The 19,007-nt window shown below is 42.0% G+C and carries 15 protein-coding genes and 3 pseudogenes; 11 read left to right on the top strand and 7 right to left on the bottom strand.

The annotated features are described in order from the left end of the window. Positions 1-163: 163 nt before the first annotated feature. Both AB6D80_RS17895 and AB6D80_RS17890 read right to left on the bottom strand, forming a co-directional pair. Positions 164-1,249 carry a ParB family protein gene (locus tag AB6D80_RS17895; protein WP_371995773.1) on the bottom strand — a complete coding sequence of 362 codons (1,086 nt, stop codon included), beginning with the start codon at positions 1,247-1,249 and terminating at the stop codon, positions 164-166. Continuing rightward, positions 1,249-2,448: a ParA family protein gene (locus AB6D80_RS17890; protein ID WP_016800054.1), complete on the bottom strand. Its 1,200-nt coding sequence runs from the start codon at positions 2,446-2,448 to the stop codon at positions 1,249-1,251. The genes AB6D80_RS17895 and AB6D80_RS17890 overlap by 1 nt, the downstream gene beginning before the upstream one ends. Positions 2,449-2,686: 238 nt before the next feature. Here AB6D80_RS17890 and AB6D80_RS17885 point away from each other — a divergent pair, with 238 nt between their 5' ends. The 6 genes from AB6D80_RS17885 (at position 2,687) to AB6D80_RS17860 (ending at position 8,989) form a co-directional block, all read left to right on the top strand. Continuing rightward, positions 2,687-3,811: a carbohydrate porin gene (locus AB6D80_RS17885; protein WP_017102338.1), complete on the top strand. Its 1,125-nt coding sequence runs from the start codon at positions 2,687-2,689 to the stop codon at positions 3,809-3,811. A gap of 146 nt (positions 3,812-3,957) precedes the next feature. Next, complete coding sequence (locus tag AB6D80_RS17880) at positions 3,958-5,202, top strand: DUF3440 domain-containing protein (RefSeq protein WP_017102339.1); 1,245 nt, start codon at positions 3,958-3,960, stop codon at positions 5,200-5,202. A 5-nt stretch (positions 5,203-5,207) separates the two neighbouring features. Then, positions 5,208-5,846: a ParB/RepB/Spo0J family partition protein gene (locus AB6D80_RS17875; protein ID WP_017102340.1), complete on the top strand. Its 639-nt coding sequence runs from the start codon at positions 5,208-5,210 to the stop codon at positions 5,844-5,846. Between the two features lie 271 nt (positions 5,847-6,117). Further along, positions 6,118-6,384, top strand: coding sequence for a transposase (locus AB6D80_RS17870; protein WP_229648116.1), 267 nt, complete (start codon positions 6,118-6,120; stop codon positions 6,382-6,384). A gap of 691 nt (positions 6,385-7,075) precedes the next feature. Further along, positions 7,076-8,356, top strand: a complete 1,281-nt coding sequence (locus tag AB6D80_RS17865; protein WP_029222809.1) for an aromatic amino acid transporter — start codon at positions 7,076-7,078, stop codon at positions 8,354-8,356. A 486-nt stretch (positions 8,357-8,842) separates the two neighbouring features. Further along, positions 8,843-8,989 (top strand): hypothetical protein, encoded by a 147-nt coding sequence (locus AB6D80_RS17860; RefSeq protein WP_016800048.1) that lies wholly within the window; start codon positions 8,843-8,845, stop codon positions 8,987-8,989. 599 nt (positions 8,990-9,588) lie between these two features. Here the strand turns inward: AB6D80_RS17860 and AB6D80_RS17855 are convergent. From AB6D80_RS17855 to AB6D80_RS17835, 5 genes and pseudogenes are all read right to left on the bottom strand, one after another. After that, a pseudogene (locus AB6D80_RS17855) lies at positions 9,589-9,823 on the bottom strand (type II toxin-antitoxin system RelE/ParE family toxin); the annotation flags it as partial. Beyond that, positions 9,814-10,047, bottom strand: a pseudogene (locus tag AB6D80_RS17850) (prevent-host-death family protein); the annotation flags it as partial. The pseudogenes AB6D80_RS17855 and AB6D80_RS17850, both read right to left, overlap by 10 nt. Before the next feature lie 106 nt (positions 10,048-10,153). Beyond that, complete coding sequence (locus AB6D80_RS17845) at positions 10,154-10,516, bottom strand: hypothetical protein (RefSeq protein ID WP_016800046.1); 363 nt, start codon at positions 10,514-10,516, stop codon at positions 10,154-10,156. A gap of 272 nt (positions 10,517-10,788) precedes the next feature. Beyond that, on the bottom strand, positions 10,789-11,181 hold the full coding sequence (locus AB6D80_RS17840; RefSeq protein ID WP_016800045.1) for a Rid family detoxifying hydrolase: 393 nt from the start codon (positions 11,179-11,181) through the stop codon (positions 10,789-10,791). A gap of 321 nt (positions 11,182-11,502) precedes the next feature. Continuing rightward, positions 11,503-12,330, bottom strand: a complete 828-nt coding sequence (locus AB6D80_RS17835; protein WP_016800044.1) for a CPBP family intramembrane glutamic endopeptidase — start codon at positions 12,328-12,330, stop codon at positions 11,503-11,505. 1,371 nt (positions 12,331-13,701) lie between these two features. Here AB6D80_RS17835 and AB6D80_RS17830 point away from each other — a divergent pair. The 5 genes and pseudogenes from AB6D80_RS17830 to AB6D80_RS17810 all read left to right on the top strand — a co-directional run. After that, a pseudogene (locus AB6D80_RS17830) lies at positions 13,702-14,185 on the top strand (integrase core domain-containing protein); the annotation flags it as partial. A gap of 1,578 nt (positions 14,186-15,763) precedes the next feature. After that, the gene (locus tag AB6D80_RS17825; protein WP_102258285.1) at positions 15,764-16,273 is read left to right on the top strand and encodes a hypothetical protein; all 510 of its coding nucleotides are present in this window, start codon (positions 15,764-15,766) and stop codon (positions 16,271-16,273) included. Positions 16,274-16,970: 697 nt separating this feature from the next. Continuing rightward, positions 16,971-17,561, top strand: coding sequence for a transposase (locus AB6D80_RS17820; protein WP_338390936.1), 591 nt, complete (start codon positions 16,971-16,973; stop codon positions 17,559-17,561). Next, positions 17,507-17,629, top strand: a complete 123-nt coding sequence (locus AB6D80_RS17815) for a transposase (RefSeq protein WP_198592117.1) — start codon at positions 17,507-17,509, stop codon at positions 17,627-17,629. The genes AB6D80_RS17820 and AB6D80_RS17815 overlap by 55 nt, the downstream gene beginning before the upstream one ends. Positions 17,630-18,351: 722 nt before the next feature. Then, positions 18,352-19,007 (top strand): Ig-like domain-containing protein (locus AB6D80_RS17810; RefSeq protein ID WP_371705077.1); only part of this gene is annotated, 656 nt, incomplete at its 3' end.

Here is a 19,007-nt window from a genome sequence, read left to right as displayed (position 1 = left end):
TAAAAGGGTTTCACAACATGGCTGAAAGCTTAATACTTGAAGGGCGAAGGGAAAGAACATTCCCTAGAACAGTTAAGCCTAGACCACAGCCGGTATGCTAAGAACAAAAATGCCGTTCACTCACAAGTGAACGGCATTACCTAATTTGAGAGCCTTTATCTTTTTATAAAGTTGATTGGTGGTGTTTACCTAACACTGATTGGATAGCTTTATCGAGTTCAGCTTGGACATCCTTTGATAAGCGACCAAATTCATACGAAAAGTTTCGACCTTTAACACGCTTACGAGCAAACATACCTTTACTGTCGAACTCTGCTAGAGGAGTAATGACAGCTTTGTCTAATTCTTGCTTGGCTTCAACGATCTTTAACTCAACTTTAATGTAAGCAATCAGAGCGTCTTTAGCGTCTTCTTGGCTCTGCTCAGCCTGAGCGTTGACAGCATTATCGGCTATTTTTTTAATGAAGCTGCTCAAGGCTTTCTTGTCATCGGCGAACGCTTTCATCACCTTAGCCAAGAGGGAGTAATCAGCATGAGACAAGTCGTTAACGACAGGGAATAGGGCAATCAGCTTACTGTCAATACTGGCTGCTTTCAGCGCTCGACCTACCGCTTGACGGCTAATATTTAAGATTTTTGCCGCATCTTCTTGAGTTAGCTCACCGTTCTTCATCAGAGTTTGACATTGCAAACCAATTTCACGCTGGTTGTGCTCTTTGGCGGTTTGCAGCTGCTTAGCCAGCGCTTTGGCATCGGTGGTAGAAAGCTCGTTTTGAGTGACTAGAATTCGGAATGTTTTTACACGACCTTCTTGAAATAAAAACCAAGCACGACGGCGAGAGCCATCAAGAATATCAATGCGACCATTAATTTCTCGGCCAACGGCTGGATAGAACTGCTGAAACTCTAACGAGTTCAAATCTTCCAATGATTCTTTGGTTAACAGAGACTGGTCACGACCATTAACATCAAAGGTCACAAATGAGTTCTGCTTAACTTGTTCGTGTGACAGTGTAACTTCATTGAAAATGGCAGTTGAACCAGAAGCTAATTGCCAAACCATTTTCTGGCCAACAGACTCTAATCCAAACTTAGTTCTAAGGTAGTCTTCAGCGTTTTGCCCGCTTTTCTCTAGCTCGGTGCTGAGTTGACTTGTTAGAGTGTCTAAATTTGCTTTGGCCGCTGATTGCTGCGCTTGAGCTGAACCAGGAGCATTGCCTAAAGGGCTCCCGCCACGTTTCTTCGCCATTATTTGTTCTCCTGTTCACGCCAAACGTTCAGAATATCGCGCAAGATCTGACTTGTAACTTCATAGCTGTTTTGTTGCGCGCTTTGGAAAGTTGCTTTGCTTTTCGGGTATTCACTTTTCGACATATCAAACACCGTCGAGAGTAGGGAAGATGACTGACGAACGGCCTCACTATGCTTAAACTCTTTTGAGTACAAGTAAGGAGAGAAGTTGTCGTACAGGTTGTTCATTAATTCGGTAGTGGTTGAGCTATCACGATGGTTAGTCAGTAAGATCTTCATGAAGTCGTAGCCTTCATGGTTGGCGTTCTCTAACAGGGCCCACACCTGAGGAATGTAGCTGAAGTAAGAGCAGGTAGCATCAATGTCGTTTTCGGTAATCGACAATGGGAAGACCACATTCGTTGCGGCAAAATACGCATTGAAGGTTGCATAACCTAGTGAAGGAGGGGTGTCGATAATAATGATATCAAACTCATCTTTTACACTATCGATGATGTCTTTAAGTAGTGAATAAGGTGAATTTAAGGTTTGACTGAATACTTGCTCATGAAACCAGCCTTCCATCGCTCGGTCACTTTGCGCGGCAGGCAAAATGCGCAGGTTTGGAATGGTAGTTTCAAGAAAGGCTTCAGAGATGACTTGATCAACGGTTTCGCCTTCATCGAGGTCGAACGTTTTCATCATCAAGTCACCAACAGACAAGTTACCTTCTTGCTCGGCTTCGGGCGCGTAGTACATCGATAGCGTGGCTTGGCCATCCATATCGATTAGACCAACACGATACTCTTGATGAAACTCGGTCGCTAAACCTGATGCGATAGTCGCGGCAGAAACGGTTTTACCAACACCGCCTTTTTGGTTCTGGATAACCATCACTTGCGCCTTTTGCTGCTCACTGCGTATGAACTTAGCGTCTTTACGTAGATTATCTGGTAGTAAGTTACGTACCTTGTACATTTCCGCGATATCGATCGACCATTGTGAGTCTTCATGACGACGGGGATCTATCGCAGCGGCGGTAACATACCGATCAAGCGTTTTTGCATCAATGCCAAGGTAGGCCGAGGCTTCTGCTCGGGTAAAGTTACGCAGCTCTTTGCGATGATTGGCCAGTAAACGTTGATTACGACGCTGAATGTAAGCGTCTGCACCGATTTTAAGCGCTTGAAATGTGTTTGTAGTGTTTTGATTATCCATTTCTGCCTCCGGGTAGGGATAAGAAATAGTATATACCTCAATTTTTGATGTTGGTATAAAAAATTGAGGTGTTTTCGATTTTAAATAAATGATTGTGACAGGTTGATAAAGGAGAGCGCTTAAATTACCTATTAATTACGAGTATTCATTTTTCAAATCCCTCTTAATAACTCCTGACTAACAATGAAAGTTGAGCTGAGTCGTACAACTTCGATGAAAAAAAAAGGAAGTTATTGATATGATTGAGAATGTAGCATTTACGAAAAAGACTAAGCGTTTTTGGCTAACGCTTGTGGGATCGGTTGTGTTTGTTACGCCAACGTTGATTCATGCGGCTGAAGACCAGGATTTAAAGGGAGCTGTGGATTATTATGTTTTTGGTTTAACGTCCAGTGAGAGCTTGCCGAACAAAGACAGCAGTGCGGCAGCTGGTATTGCACGGATTACATTGAATTGGCGAGCTTACCAAAAAGAGAGTGATACCGGAGCTTTGCAGCTGAGGGTTGATCATAAGCACGGTTATACAGAGAGTACGCCCTCTGAATTTGTCATGGAGAATGTCGGAGGGTTTGGTGTAATCCAACCAGCTTTTAGTGATATAGGTTTAAGGTTAACGAATCTTTATTGGACACAAACCTTTAATAAACAATCTACTGATATGATGGTTGGTTTTTTAGATGCAACTGATTATGTTGATACTTATCAGTTGGGTAACCCTTACTATGGTTTTTCTAACTTACAGTTTAGTACCGGTTCCGGTTCTATCCCAATCCCAGATGAATCAACATTCGGCGGCGTTCTACGCCATATGATGTCGGAAAACTATTATTTTTATGCAAGTTTCTCTGATGCAAAAGCTGATTCGACTAAGCCTTTCGATGGTGTTGAACAGTTCATCAATGATAATCAATATTTTAAGTCCCTAGAAATAGGTTGGGTGGAGTCGAAAGACGATTTTTATTTGAAGAATTCACACCTAACAGTTTGGCACAGTGATGGAAAAGAGAAAGCTAGCGAAAACTATGGCGCAAATTGGTCGTCCATATATAAAACCGGCTCATGGATACCATTTTTCAGAGCCGGTGTCGCGCAAGGACCTGAGGCTCTATACAAATCTTCGGTCGTGTTTGGTACTGGGTATGAGGCAGGACCTGGCATGCTAGGCATCGCCTTGGGTTGGGCTAAGCCCAACTCTGCTAATGTAGCTGATGACTCTTACAACTCTGAAATCTATTACCGAATGAACTGGGGTGCGCTCTCGTTAACTCCTAATGTTCAATATCTTTATTCTTTACCGAAGAACTCAGAAGCTGATGACAGTTGGATTATTGGTTTAAGAGGTAATCTTCACTTTAGTTTCTAGTCTCTCAAAGCTCTCCCGAGCTTGAAATTCGGAAGAGCTTTTCTTCAATATTGCCCTTATAAATAAATTAATTATTAATAATTAATTTATAAAAAATGCAAAAGTTATTTATTTTTATTTGAGTAGTTAATGACATTGTGGAAATCATGATTGCCAATAAAAAAAGAAGAGAAGGCGATTTCTCTCGAGATAAAATTCAGCAAAAATACAATGTGCTTGAAGGCGCTCGACAAAGAATTTGCTATCTTTTCGACAACTTTAACCATTTCTATGTTTCCTTCTCTGGAGGGAAAGACTCTGGCGTCCTTTTAAATCTGACTATTCAAGAAGCGAAAAAGCGTGGTCGATTACCTGTCGATGTACTCATCGTGGACTTTGAAGCTCAGTATCATGAAACTCATGCCTTCATTGAGCGCATGGTACTGGACGGAGAAATTAACCCCTATTGGGTTTGTTTACCGCTCAGCTTAAGGAATTCAATCTCACAGTTTCAGCCTAAATGGCTTTGTTGGGATCCTGCTAAAGAAGCGCAATGGGTCAGGGACCGACCACCGCATAAAGGCGTGATTTCAAACCCGGATGTATTCCCTTTTTTCCAAAACGGGATGGAGTTTGAAGACTTTGTTTTTAAGTTTGCTCATTGGTACCAAAAGGAAAGGGGTGAGCCAATCGCTGTGTTAATCGGTATACGTGCTGATGAATCTTTACATCGCTTCAATACCATTAAAAATAGGTCCAAAAAAAAATTTTCAGATAAATATTGGACGACTAAAATGCAGCCAAATGTGTATATGGCTTATCCCTTATACGATTGGAAAACTAAAGATATTTGGGTTGCGAATTACCGCTTTAGTTGGGATTACAACCGTATTTACGACTTAATGCATAAGGCCGGCGTCCCTCTTTCACAGCAGCGGCTTTGCCAACCTTTTGGCGATGAGCAAAGAAAAGGGCTGTGGCTATATCAAATATTAGAACCTGATACCTGGCAAAAATTAGTTGCCAGAGTAGAAGGATGTAACTTTGGTGCTCGATACTCAAAAAGTCAGGGGCGTATCCTTGGTTATTATCGCTTTGAATTACCACCGGGGCTTAGCTACCGGCAATACAGTAAATACCTTCTGAAAACCATGCCGCCACATGTAGAAAAACATTACCGAGACCGAATTTTTAAGTTCTTACAGTGGTGGCGTAAAAACGGTCCTCAAAAAGGAGTGACCTGCATCCCTGATTACGCAGAGAGTAAATTGGAATCTAGGAAGCAAGTTCCTAGTTGGAGAAGAATTTGTAAAGTACTGATTAAAAATGACTATTGGTGCCGAGGACTCTCTTTTGGGTACAACAAGTCCTTAGCAAAACAATACCATGCCCTCTATGGAGAAGAAGAGTGATACGAATGGAAAGTGAACCTACTCTAGCTTATCAGCATCGCACCAAGAAGCCGTTGAAATCTATCAATAACACGGACAAACAAGTCATTGATAAGGTCGCAATTTACAATAAAGCAGCCAAAGTACTCATCGAGCTTATTCCTGATTTACCGCCAGCTTGTCATGTTGAAATGATCCCACTTGATGAAATAGAAGCTAATCAATACAACCCAAATAAAATGGCGCCTCCAGAAAGCAAACTCCTAAAAACGTCGATGGAGAAAAATGGTTTAACTATGCCTATTTTGGTTAATCGTTTGAATACTTCGGTCAAAAAATACGTTGTCATCGATGGGTTTCATCGTTATCAATTATTATTGAACCACCCAGAGCTGCAAACCCTAACGGGGTACATCCCCGCGGTGGTCCTTAATTTGCCTGAAGAAAATTGCATATCGACTTCTGTTCGCCATAACCTGGCGCGTGGCTCACACCAAGTTGAACTGATTGCAGATCTGATTATTCAACTCAAAGAGATGGGATGGGCAAATCATAAAATTTGTTACGAATTGGGAATGGATAAAGATGAAGTTCTACGATTACAGCAAGTCACAGGCCTCGCTGCTGCCTTTAAAGATCAAGAATTTTCACAGTCCTGGGAGTAATTGATTTTTTAGCAATCACGCCGTAAACCCTCGCCAGCTCTGAGGGCGGGGAGATAAGGCGAAAGTGCGATAGCACTTTAAGATAGACAGCCCGAAGCAGTTGATATACGACTGTTCATGAATACAGTTAAGGATTTTGAGTGTTAAGAGCAACTAAGGCACGCATTTACCCAACGTAAGAGCAATCTGAGTTTTTAATAGCTCAGTTTGGCGTTGTGCGAACCACAAAGCTCTACATTTAAAGTCGCATATGTACCGCAAGCTTCCGAAAATGAAACCTGTAGAGGCGAACATTCACCGTGAAATTGTAGGTAAAGTTAAAAGTATTACTGTCAGGTTGAGTAAAACAGGTAAGTTCTACGCATCTATCCTTGTTGATGATGGAGTGGAAGCGCCTAGTTTGCTTCATACAGTGAGTAAGGTGACAGGTATTGATCTTGGTCTGTCTCACTTTACTATTGAATCGAACGGCAGAAAGACAGCTAACCCCAGATTTATAAAGCGTGCTGAGAAGAACCTCAGACGTAAGCAGAAGTAGTTATCTCGTAAAGCTAGATTGCTATTAGCTAAATGCGATGAAAAAGTCGCTAACGCTCGCGCTGATTTTCAACACAAACTCTCTCGAACTCTCGTAGACAAAAACCACGCTGACCCCCCAAAAGATAGACGTTATTCTGTTAAGTGTAAGTGGTCAACATTTCGGACACTGATTTAAGCCTATTTTCGGCATTTACTGGCGACAGCCCATGAGTTGCGTGCTGAGGCCGAGGCCGATTGTAGTAACTCATCAAGTAATAGCTCATATCTTTCCTTGCCTGAAATTGTGGCATCAGGCTTATCTGATAAAGACCATTCCACAACGCGTCGGCTTAAGTAGGTCTACTTCGAACCAGACCCAATCTAAGTAAGATCATCGCGTCTAGCCTCTCCAATTTTGCATGTTTATATCGATGCGAACCTGGCTGATTACTCATTAACCAGCTTCACGCATTCTCTGACGAACCTTAAATCCCCCCCGATTTTGACACCTTCTGCACTCAACATCGAAACAATATTTTTTAGTTAGGTTAACTAGGTAGAAATATTAGGCTAATTTAGAATTTAATTAATATGTCATTCCTAAAATTAAGTTCTAGATTCTAGGTTCTAGCGCTTTTTTGTGCCTCCTAGCTTGTAAGGGGAGCAGTCTAAAAGAGCAATTGAACTAAAGAAAAGAAAGGTATTTATTTATGTCTAGTATGAAACAGGTAAGGAGCACAACCCCGCCTTCAATGATTGGAGGAGCCTGTATTGTCGCTTGTATTTGCGTCGGCGCTGGTATGCTTGGACTTCCCGCTGCAGGGGCTGGGGTCTGGACCATCGGTGCTTTAATGGCTTTGCTCTTCACTATGCTCATTATGACAACCAGTGGTTGTCTGTTACTCGAAGTTTTAAAAGATTATCCATACAGGTCGTCTTTTTCTTCCATCACAAAAGATTTGTTAGGAAAAGAGGTTAATTTTTTTAATAACTTAATGATCTACTTTGTGGGAGGGATTTTACTGTACGCTTACATCACTTCATCTGGACTGATCATTAAGGAGTACTTTGGCCTTTCCCCTAAACTAGCTTCTATCCTTTTTGTGCTTATCTTTTCTGGACTAGTTTGGCATTCAACAAAAACAGTTGACCGCATTTCCATGGTGTTGATGCTATTTATGATTATCAGCTTTATTTTTGGGACTGCTGGCCTTTGGTTTAATGTTAATCTTGTTACTTTGTTGGATACTGCTCACTTAAAGTTTGAGTATGCGCAATACGTATGGGGGTTTTTCCCTATTGCTTTAACTTCATTTGGATACCAGCACAGCGTCTCCACTCTGCGAGACTACTACCTTGATGAAAGGCTCGCACAAAGGGCGATTGTAGGCGGAACGCTCATGGCGTTCTTTATCTACACCATTTGGCTATTAAGTATCTATGGTAATTTACCAAGAATTAGCTTCGGCCCTATAATTGCAGAAGGTGGAAATATAGACATCTTACTCATCAGCTTAAAAGCAGTGTTGGCTGAAGAAACCCTATCAAATGTCATTAGTGCTTTTTCAGCGGCGGCCATTTTGTCGAGTTTTATTGGGGTAGGGTTGGGTGTGTTTGATTTTTTGGCCGATCTTTTTCAATTTGATGCTACCTCCAAAGGAAGAACCAAGACCTGGGCGGTTACATTTATTCCGCCTCTTATTTTTTCTCTTCTTTTTCCTTTTGGTTTTCTTAGCGCAATTGGTTATGCAGCGTCTGCCGCTGCGATTTGGGCATGTATCGTACCGGCATTGTTAGTAAGGAAATCGAGACTACAAAGACCAGCGTTTAACAACCTTGAAGAGAGTGAAGAAGATCAGAAAAAATCGAAGGCTTACCAAGTGCCTGGAGGAGAGTTGGTGTTGGTTGGTGTGTTTATCTACGGTGTGAGCATCATCGTTATCAACGTACTAGTCCTGTTCGAAGCGCTGCCCGTTTTTGACGGCGTCTAGCCTTATTAATTTTAAAATTACCCATCCAAAAGATTCAAATCACGGTCAAGGACGAGCAACCCGAGCGCTGAGGGGCGTGGTTATTTGCCGATCGAGCCCTATTAGGACGGTTTTAAAATAAACTCTAGCGGCAAAATCTTGGGTTCCGAGTAAATTTAAATAAAGTAAGCATGAACAAGAAGGATTAGTGATGAAAGTGAGTGTCTATATCGATCAAGTGTTGTTCAAACAAGCACTCAGAGCCGCCAAAAGCTCTGGACTGACCCCGTCCCAAACCATTGCCCATTGGGCGGCAATGGGTCAATTCATGGAAACCAAATCCCTCGGATCGCTGAGGCTCATACAGAGTGGCCCTAGAAAGAAGTAAATTTCCAGCGTTTTCATCGCTCTGGCGAAACCTTGGAGCCCCAGTAAACATCGTTAATAAAGACATTGAAAAGCCGAGCCAGCCCTCGGCCTTTCGATAGCGTTGCCGACGGAACTTGAATGTTCCGTACACAGATGGCCAGAGAAGAATGGCTCTTATGGATGTTTGAAATTCTTGAGAACCAAGTGATAGACAGAAACTCTGAAGCGCCGGCGGATTGCGTGGTGATTTCTGGCGCAATTTTACTCGACGTCCAAAAGAAATGAAGCGTTGGGAAGTATGAATAGAACTCCCCATGCTCCTTGGTGAGCGCAGTTAATTCGGGGACGGTTAGCTTTGCTAAATCCTTGCAATAACGGTCATATTGTCTACCAACACTGTCATTTTTCTCGCACCATCTTGTTGTCGAAAATTTGCATAATGTCCGTCCATCGGGGCATTCTACTCTAGCGCTTGAATGCTTTTTGCGTAAGACCGCACCACATTATATTTCATCTCATTAACGGTATAATTGAGTTTTTTAAAATCCAAACTTGGGGAAGAACTAAAATACTTACCGTTTGTGTCGCCAAGTTAAGCCTTCTATCACTTTAAGCAATCGCTTTTCGTATTGTTCCGCTCCGTCTCATTAAGTGAGCAACACATTTTCAGCGGTGGTGTTCGTGATAGTTAATAACGGGCTGATGAGCCTCTGGGCCTCAACAGAAAACGTCACTTTGCCTTGTTTTATAACGATAATTTTTCCCGTCTCAGCCGTATAGCCGTGGGGTCGTTCATTAAGGTAAACTGATCACGGTCGAGTACTTCAAGAGCGTCTTGAGACGTTTTTAGTTCAACGGTTAGTTCAGCTGAACTAAAGATGCACACCTTTAGCTTGGTAAAAAACACGGCAAGGATTAACCACGAATTCACGAGAATTGAGGTGTTTAAGATCAGGAGGAAGACGCCCCGCCCAGACTCGGGAAATTAGCTGAGGCGTTCGACTCTTTCGAAGATGTTTTGAACGAGTTGTTTGGCAGCGAGCAGGTTTTCAAGGGCAATGTATTCCGCGAATTATTGAGAGTCGATAACGCGGGCTCACTCCAAATCCCTTCAGCCATTTTGACATTTTTCCTTGCTTCATCAGGACCCAGTGCTTTGCCTTTGAGATTGCGAGTTCACCGCCAGCAAGCCCTTCGAGAATAGCCAAACGGTTTTGCATAAACTGGTGTCCACATCAACCAGATACGTAGAGGGGGTCCCATGTTCGGTGAACAGCACTGGCTAGGTCTGTGAGGGTTTTGGTCGCTTGACGCTTAAGGGAAGTAATAAGCTCGACTTTCATGAGAAGGACTCCAACAGAAGACTCAAGTGATACTATTGAATCACTTGAGTCTAGTAAGTTTAGTGGAGAGAAATGCAAAGCGTTGGGAGTTACACTAAACAGTTTGTTATGCCTTTAATTGATAGGTCGCCTTTGAGGTGTATTCTGCCACACCTAAAATGCTAAAAACCCCGCCTATTGTTGTAAAATTGCACGCCCCTTCTTTTGCACAAGCAGAGAGGTTTTTATTAAACCAAGCTCTCGTAAAATAACCCGATTCTTTTAAATGTACGTAAGCGAACTGGAATTCAGAGAGAGTCACTCCTTTTTCATAGAAAGACGCTTTTTTAGAATGAGAGGGAATACGATAGATTAACGCCTCTTCACCTCTTCGTATGCCGAGACCTTTGATTACAAAGTCAGTTTTCATTTCTGGTTTTTGAATAACTCGACCTACTTCTTTAGCCAGTTCTCGGATGACCTTTTCCATTTTTCCTCCTGAGGTATAGATGGCCTTGTTAGGTGTCTTATTTTCGATGTTTTAGTAGTTCTACAACATGCTCTTTAATTTTGCTATCGCAAGGAAGTTGAGCACAGTACCTTCTTGAAACCAATAGAAGGTACTATCTAAGTTTGATTTTAAGGAATCAATTTGCTCAGTAGTTAAGCGTACCAAATATGCTCTCATTCGGATTTTTCGCGCTGTTGATGACAATTACGACATAGGCACCCTGGAGCTAAAAAATTACGAAACGTTAACGGCTAAGGTGCGACAGCAACGGCCTCTATCTCAATCATGGCATTGAGAGGGAGTTTTGACACTTCGATACAGGTTCTTGCGGGAAAATAATTGGCACCATGTTTAATGAAAAAATCATTATAAATTTCATTCACAATTGAAAAGCTCACCATATCGGTAAGATAAACGGTTGTTTTCACTACGTCTGACACATCAGTATTCGCATGTAGCAAAATGGCTCTCATGTTCTCTAGGCATTGAGTCGTTTGTTTTTCAAGGCAGGATTTAACCATCAAGCCTGATTGTGAGTGAAGCGGTAGCTGTCCGGAAGTGAAAATTAGCCCTCCAGAAATCACCCCTTGAGAGTATGGGCCAATAGCTTTAGGGGCTGACTGAGTTTCAATTATTTTTCGCATATTATTTAACCATAGGTTTTTGATGAATCAACAAAGCTATAGGATTGGGTAAAAAAACACTTATTATTTAACTATAATTAAAAATGAGATTTGAAGGGAACGGAGAAGCTAGGCAAGACAATTGCTTGCTTAGACCACTCACTAACTTTTAAATATCCTTTCCTTACTCCCTCTTGGCAGCACTGTTTTCATTGTGAAAATCGCGTAGCGTTCATTTCACTTTTATGATGGAGGAGAAAAGTGGCTGACAACCAAAGCACGCTAAAACTCAACCAAGTGAATTTAAAATAAAGGCGTAAAGTAGACCGCCCCGTATAAACCTTACCTCTCCTTAAACCCTCTACGCTGATAATCAATAAATAGTGAAAAAATCACTAGATACCCCACTTGCAACGCAATAATACTAATATCAACCGCCTCCCAAGGGTTAAAGTGAAGCTGAGTGCTTAAATAATAGACAAGATCATAAAGTAAAATAAACAGGTTATGGCAAGCATGAATGACAATGACTACTCCTAGGCGGCGATATCGCTCAAAGACCCAACATAGAAACGCCCCAGACATAAATGCGTCCAGCGCCCACTGGTGTATTGAAGCAAATATTAAGCTTGAGAGTAATGCGGCGTTAGTAACCCCAAAAATGGACCTGAAAATAACAAACAACAAATAACGAAACAGGAGCTCCTCTATCACGGGAGAAATGAGCACACCGTCTAGAGCGCTTCGCAACACACTCGACCAATCAATTACTCCATCAGAGGCCGAAAATAAAGGGGTAAAATTGTAGGATTGGGCCTGCCAAGATCCCGGGGAAAACCAATCAAAAATAATATATTGAAGATAATTTGATACGGAATTTAATGAAATCACCCCAATCAATATCAACGCGCCTTCACCCCATGTACATACGTTTCTGGGCCAAGAGGTTAAGTACTGCTTCCAATGCTTATCTCGCCGAGCACTAACAAATAGCACGAAAAAAGCGATAACAGGTAGAAAATAGTAGGCGAAAGCAGAGTAGAGTGCTCGATCCAAAGTCGGATTTAATGCCCACTCTCGGGTAATGCTCAGGTAGTAATCAAGCAGGACATAACTTGGAAAGAAATAGCCTATGTAAACCACCACCACAGCTGAAATCATTAACCGCATCGTAAACTCCAAAAAATTAATAACCATAAGGCAGTTTTTGCCGCTTTTATCATGTTGGTCGTTTAAGCTCACTTCGCGAACGTGCTGCGCTGGTAAGGCTCACTATAACGAGCCCTTTGCAAGAGAGGTGCACTCTATCAAGCGAATCTGGGAGCTAGCTTTTAATCCCACGGCCTAGGGTTACCCCCCAAAATTTTCCAACCTTATGAAGAGTAATTAATAATTTCATAGTTAAATTCCCCCTCTATTTAACTGGAGAGCGAAACCAATGTTTTAGGTTTTAAAGGAGTTATCTTCCCAAATAAATTGAATGGAATGTTAGAGTTTTTTCTATGGTTTAATTATTTAATTATAGGTAATTAAATAAAAATTTAATTTTTTGAATCGGTCATTGAAGCAGCCCAATTCATGGATGTGGGTAAGTCTACGTGGGTTCGCTAACTAAAAGCAAAACGCCAGGAAAAACTCCGAAATTCTCACTTAGGACGCCTGAACATTTAGGTTGGCTCATTTGTCCGGATTATACTTGTATCAGCCTCAGAGCAAAGCAAGTCGAGGTCTCATGCAAGACAAAAACGTGCGTAGAGATAAGTGCTCCCGATCTTACTCAAACAAATACGGGGAGCTGGAGGCGGTGCTTATGACGCGAGATTGCGCCGCTTTCTTGGAACGTGGTCACCCTAGAGCTATTGATTCTAGTTGCTATGAAGACTGGGATGAAAAAAGGGGCGAGGTTGGGAAGACATCAAAACTATACAAAGAACCCCCTACTTTAGTCGGTGGTTTAGGGCTAGAATCACAAGCGCGAGGGTTCAACCGTGAAGGGTCTGAGACGCAGGGGGCGCTGGCATACTGGTTCCTTCGCTGCCATTTTTGAGTCTTACACTCAAACCAGGACCTCGATTCGTCCCTGACCAGTAATTTATCCTGAGCGCCTAGACTCGCACGATAAACATATTACCGTATGTATTAAATAACCCTTTTAACTCCTTTTTTTTGTAAAACCAATATTTTCTCCGCCGAGGCTATTTAGGAATATTTTTGATGGTGAGTTGATAAACATCTTCCTACTCCCAGTATCGAAGCTCTCAAGACATGAAGATCCAGTAACTCTACATGTGAACACATTCACGTCGATTGTGTGAGTGGTGATACCTCCATCTTCAGCTGTCGTGACTGTCGTGCTGCCAACCGCAACCCCTGACAACCAGCCAGTAGGTGTCATCGTTGCCGTGCTCAGCTCATTCGACGTCCACGTCAAGGAATCGCTTACATCGTATGAAGTGTTATCGCTGTATGTTGCCGTCGCCATTAATGACCTTCCACAACGGAATTTATGAGGGGGTGACCGCAAGCGAGGTGAGGACCGCAGCGGTAAGCAATGGCTCTTCGGGAGCGAGAACTATTGCTGATCTGGTGATAAATCAAGGCGTAGCTCTGAGCCGTTATCTAGCAACAAAGCTAATGAAAACGCTTGGTTCGATTAGCTGTCAATTACCGAGACATCAGTATAGGAAAGCCTAAAGGGGCTACATTCCACAGCGAGCAAGATAGTCACTAGATGAGTAGAAAATATCGTCAGTTACTGTGGCGTTTTCAGATAAAACAAAGTTTATCTCGACGAGGAAATTGCTGGGAGAATGCTCCAATGGAACGTTTCTTTAGAAGCTTAAAGACGGAGTGGATCCCAACAGTAGGTTATCGTAGCTTTTCTGAGGCTCAACAATAAATTATCCAATACATCATTGGCTATTACAGCCAATTGAGGCCACATCACTATAATGGTGGCCTCACACCTAATGAATCAGAGAGATTGTCTTGGGTACCCTCTAAAACCGTGGCCAATTTCAGTTGACCACTACACATAGCAAAAAATTATAAGCAACCTACTTTTGTAGGTTTGATACTAGGATGAATAACTGTCCCATTAGTATGGGCTAGAGACACTGGTTCAGTTTCTAGAACTGTGCACTTAGGTCCTAAGCGCTTATATATTTTAGGATGCATCTGAGAGAGAATCGAGGTAAAACTTTTATAGTCAGGACTTTCTAAATGCACCGCGCGACAAGTTCCAATAGGAAAGTACGTATGTATTGCCTCAGGGGCTAAAGCCGAATCCTCATAGATGTCACTTAGCTTTACTTTTACCGGGTTCAACTCACATCCCTCAAACGTCCCATTTTTCTTGTACCTATAGTCACTAGGCTTCTCTGTTAAAGGATTAAAAGTATGGCCATAGTAAGAGTCTGTACAATTTCCTCCAATATACTTGTTGTCCTTGTCATAAAGACATAAGCGCGTACGCATGATTAAGCTGTTGTAGCAAGACGGGACTCTAAGATTTCTTACGGTGGTTTTCTTGCCTATTGGTATGAAACCACCTCTGGACCCCTGACAAGTTGCGCTCGTTCCACCGGAATCAAAATATTGATAACCCAACTTCCCACCTCTCAGAGAATCTAAAATGAGGTCATCAAGATAGGTGAGCTCCCGAGTATCTTTCTCTCTAAGTATAGGGTAGAGAAATGCTTGATCACTCAATTGTGGTCCCTCATAAAATGTCACGTAACTATTTGATAAATCGATCGCTCTAGCATTAAAGGAGAGAAAAAAACAACTCAAATAGAACAGTATTCTTGTCCTTGTGTACATATATTACTACCTTTGATTAAAATCAGTTAAACGAGGCTCCACCTAACTCTTAATGCAGACCGAATACTAATAAATTAACTATCAATTATGTTTTCCTTACAAGTGAGTCCAATCGAGTATTGAGAATGACATTTCTTTGATTTTACTAGTCTTTTAAATCAAAAATTTTGCGATTAGGTGGTGGGTTGGCATTAATTGAAGCGATAGCAAGATAAGAAAGTTTAGATTATTGTTATTTTTAGCCTGTATTTTGGGGGTGACAGGACCCCTGTAAAAGAGAAATTTGATATTAATGTAAATACAGTGTGGTTAAATCTACACCCCAACCCCTGCAATCGTGGGTCGGCTGACATTTTGGATTGATGAAAAAGTGATCCAACAATGGCAACGGACCAAGCAAGGTGATCGTGGAAGACCTCGTTTGTTTAGCTAATCACTTTACCGGAGCAAAAGGTAGCCTCATCACCCCTCTAGAATTGTCTGAGGCTGGCTTTGAGATGAAGAACGTCCTATTTCGAAGGCGTGGCCAGAACGCTTGCGCTTCCTCACTCCTTTCACTGACTTTAATTAAGTTCGAGTAAAGGCTTATTGTCTTATGTGCCTATTTCCCTTTCGACTCACATCATTTGATGGGCTCACAGGCTGTTAACCGTGATCGTTCTGAACCCCAATGACAAGGGTATATGAACGCTTCGCGCCCTTGTCCTTGAGAACCAAGAACGTTTGCCGGACAGCCAAGCGGCTCCATAAAAGTGATACTCAAACAGAAAGGAAACTCCTCATGGTACAACGACACTCAAGCCTAACTCTCTCTAAATCAAAGTTCAGCGACCAGCGTTTCGCCGCTGGGCACGAAAGCTCACCAAAAAATGATGTCTCTAGATCTTTGGCGGTCTTGAAGTTGCGCTATCAAGTCAAAAAGTGTCGTGATGAGGCGAAAAGAAAGTCTGATTGGGTTTCCAAAATCCAGCGTTTAAAAATGTTCAGTCGTCGTCAGTCGCCAGAGCAACAGGCTGATATCGCGTCGTTAAAAGGCCAAGGGTTCGTTGAAGCTATCAAGCAGCAGTTTCCGCAATTGGTGTCGCGTCGTTTTGCTTTCCATGAAATCCGTGACTTTTTCATTGAATTAAATGGCGCTGGCTTTGGTGAATGGTTTCTTCACGAGCGAGCGGATCACATTATTCTGTACACCACTTACGGGTCTGTGTTTCCAGCGTTGCGATTCGTGCAAACGGAGGAGGGGACGTTTAAGTGCTCAGGGTTTTGTTTTGATGTGCGTTTTGGCGTTTAGAGGGTCACATGAAAATACGTTCTACGGTTTCCTCTGACATATCCAGGCACGTGATTTGGGTGAATTCAATCGACTTCTTAATACTAAAGGCACCGGGGGGAGGGGTGAGTATCAGAGTGTGTGACTGTGCTACCACCATTAAACAAATGCGAGAAGACGACGCCTATGCGAAGAAAACGGAAAAGACGACAGAAACAACCTCCGAGCATCGCGCGTCGGCCAAAGGTTTACTCTCTTGTCTGTATAACGATTAAGGTCGGCTGATGCGCGACGGCATCAAACCCTCATAAGGTAAGGCCATCAATAGGTCTGAATTTTGTTTCGATATTCCAGTCGTTTTCGGCATTCAATCGGTTCGGGTTTGTTATACGAGCAACGCTTTTGCTCTTTGTGAGCACCAGGCGATTATGCGTATTGTAACTACCAAGTAACTTTGTCTTGGAGTGGTGATTTTTTCAAAACTTACTGAATCCTAAAAAGGACATCAAGCCACTACTTGCAGTTGCCAAGAAATCGCGTAAATACCACTGGTTGAAGCAAGATGATTCAACCGTCTTGCAGCAATCTGTACTCAATCGTCACCAAGCCTTTGATAACTTCTTTAATCCGAAGTTGAAAGCCAAGTACCCACATTCAAACGTAGACACGGTAAGCAATCGAGCTATCACTGTGTTGGTGTAAAAGTCTTTGATGGTGCATCAAACTCCCGAAAATAAAGCCTGTAGAGGCGAATAATCACCGTGAGATTGTAGGCAAGGTTAAGAGCATTACGTTAAGCAAGGTAACTGGTATTGATCTAGGTCTATTTCATTTTGCTATTGAATCGAACGGTAGAAAGACAGCTAACCCAAGATTTGTAAAACGTGCTGAGAAGAATCTCAGACGAAAGCAGCGTCAGCTATCTAGAAAAGCAAAAGGCAGTGCCAATCGAGCAAAAACTAGATTGCTCGTTGCCAAATGCCACGAAAAAGTGGCTAACGCTCGTGCTGATTTTCAACATAAGCTTTCTCGAACTCTCGTTGACGAAAACCAAGCGGTGATAATTGAGACATTGAAATCAACAAACATGATGAAAAGCCGCAAACTGGCGAAACACATAGCGGACGCCTCATGGCATAGTTTTGTCTTTAAGTTGGAGTACAAACTAAAAGAGCAAGGCAAATATCTAGTTAAACTAAATCAGTGGGATGCAAGCTCTAAACGTGCTGTTGTTGCGGTCATAAAGTGGAAGAAATGCCCTTATCGGTTTGCAAGTGGGATTGTCCATCAGGCGGCACTACAGACATAAATCGTGACTTAAACGCCGCCCTTAATATCCGTGATAAAGGCCTTCTAGAATTAAAGGCGGTTGGATAATCGTCTCTGCTTATGGAAGCTGCGTAAGTCTTGATACTATCGAGCAATGGCTAACGAAATAAGAAGCATCGCCCAATAGGCGGTGAGTAGTCACTTAGATAGATATGCTGAAAACCCAAGCAAACGAGGGAAGAGCTCCTAGTTTTTTAAGGACTTAATAGCATTTTTCTAGCTAGGCATAGACCTTCGGATCTTGTCACTTTGGGCAAAAAGTAAAAATAGAGTAAAGCAGATGATGGCAAGTCCTAAAGATATTCCTAGTATTAATAAGCTTTCTTCACATATTAGAGGTAAGGCTATTGATAAAAAAGCGAGCAGGACAACAAATAGTTCACATCCTCCCCCGAAAATAGGATGCTGATGACGAAATACTGCCCATTGATAAACCATTGTTGATAATCTCCTTGCAGCTGAGCTCAGCTTAGTTCTTTCTCTTTAGTTAAAATACGTTAACACTATCAATACTGTATGGGGGGGGATTTTTATTATTTATTTTTAATTAATTATCTGCCAATTTTAAACGCTAAAGTTAGTACTATTTGAAAGCGAAATACAGGGTTTATTCATGATTATATTTATAAATAAAGATAATTAATTAAAAATATAAAATCATTGCTTTATGTTAAATAATTGATTAATTATCTTAAATGATTGTCATTTCCTCTGCTATTAATCGAATTTATAAGAATCATTTTTAATTTATAACCATACTAGCTATAGCCATGAATAAAATTATCTCCCTTTATATATTAATTATACTCTTCTTGGCAGGTTGTAATTTAGAATTGTCAGAAGAGGTTGATGTAAAACCAGCAATAACATTAGAACGGATCGATATTAGCGTCTCCTCATCAGGAATTCGGGGAACAAGTAAATTAACGATGAGGAAGGGGAACAAAAAAGCTTTCGTCGCAGTAGGTTATTATTCTGATCACTCTTCAAAGGTGCTAACTGATTTAAGCATTTGGCGCTCTAATAACAAGAACATTGGATATTTTGTAGAACCGGGACAATTAATTGGCAAAGCGTTAGGATTTATAAAGATCACAGCCACTAAAGATGGAGTCACCAGTAACACAGTGGACGTGGAGGTGACCAATGCCATCGTCACCTCGCTCACCGTCACGCCTTCACAGGTCTTAGTCGCGAAAGGTCAAACACAACAGTTACTTGCAACAGCGACCTACAGTGATGGGACCTCATCAGATGTCAGCCGTTCGGTCACGTGGACACCGGATGAACCACAGACAGCAACGGTCACGCCTACTGGTTTATTGTCTGGGGACACAGTCGCCACCACGACGGTTGAGGCTTTCCTAGACGGAGTCACCAGTAACACAGTGGACGTGGAGGTGACCAATGCCATCGTCACCTCGCT

The sequence above is a fragment of the Vibrio sp. 10N.247.310.17 genome, from assembly GCF_041466605.1.
In the GTDB taxonomy this organism is placed as follows: Bacteria; Pseudomonadota; Gammaproteobacteria; order Enterobacterales; family Vibrionaceae; genus Vibrio; species Vibrio tasmaniensis_A.
This window is presented reverse-complemented; position numbering and strand designations above follow the sequence as displayed.

Bases quoted from the DNA above. Each gene is read 5' to 3' on its own strand.
- AB6D80_RS17875 (WP_017102340.1), top strand. From the start codon at position 5,208: ATGGAAAGTGAACCTACTCTAGCTTATCAGCATCGCACCAAGAAGCCG.
- AB6D80_RS17825 (WP_102258285.1), top strand. From the start codon at position 15,764: ATGGTACAACGACACTCAAGCCTAACTCTCTCTAAATCAAAGTTCAGC.
- AB6D80_RS17845 (WP_016800046.1), bottom strand. From the start codon at position 10,516: ATGGAAAAGGTCATCCGAGAACTGGCTAAAGAAGTAGGTCGAGTTATT.
- AB6D80_RS17860 (WP_016800048.1), top strand. From the start codon at position 8,843: ATGTTCCGTACACAGATGGCCAGAGAAGAATGGCTCTTATGGATGTTT.
- AB6D80_RS17835 (WP_016800044.1), bottom strand. From the start codon at position 12,330: ATGCGGTTAATGATTTCAGCTGTGGTGGTGGTTTACATAGGCTATTTC.
- AB6D80_RS17870 (WP_229648116.1), top strand. From the start codon at position 6,118: ATGAAACCTGTAGAGGCGAACATTCACCGTGAAATTGTAGGTAAAGTT.
- AB6D80_RS17815 (WP_198592117.1), top strand. From the start codon at position 17,507: ATGCCCTTATCGGTTTGCAAGTGGGATTGTCCATCAGGCGGCACTACA.
- AB6D80_RS17880 (WP_017102339.1), top strand. From the start codon at position 3,958: ATGATTGCCAATAAAAAAAGAAGAGAAGGCGATTTCTCTCGAGATAAA.
- AB6D80_RS17895 (WP_371995773.1), bottom strand. From the start codon at position 1,249: ATGGCGAAGAAACGTGGCGGGAGCCCTTTAGGCAATGCTCCTGGTTCA.
- AB6D80_RS17840 (WP_016800045.1), bottom strand. From the start codon at position 11,181: ATGCGAAAAATAATTGAAACTCAGTCAGCCCCTAAAGCTATTGGCCCA.
- AB6D80_RS17890 (WP_016800054.1), bottom strand. From the start codon at position 2,448: ATGGATAATCAAAACACTACAAACACATTTCAAGCGCTTAAAATCGGT.
- AB6D80_RS17865 (WP_029222809.1), top strand. From the start codon at position 7,076: ATGTCTAGTATGAAACAGGTAAGGAGCACAACCCCGCCTTCAATGATT.
- AB6D80_RS17885 (WP_017102338.1), top strand. From the start codon at position 2,687: ATGATTGAGAATGTAGCATTTACGAAAAAGACTAAGCGTTTTTGGCTA.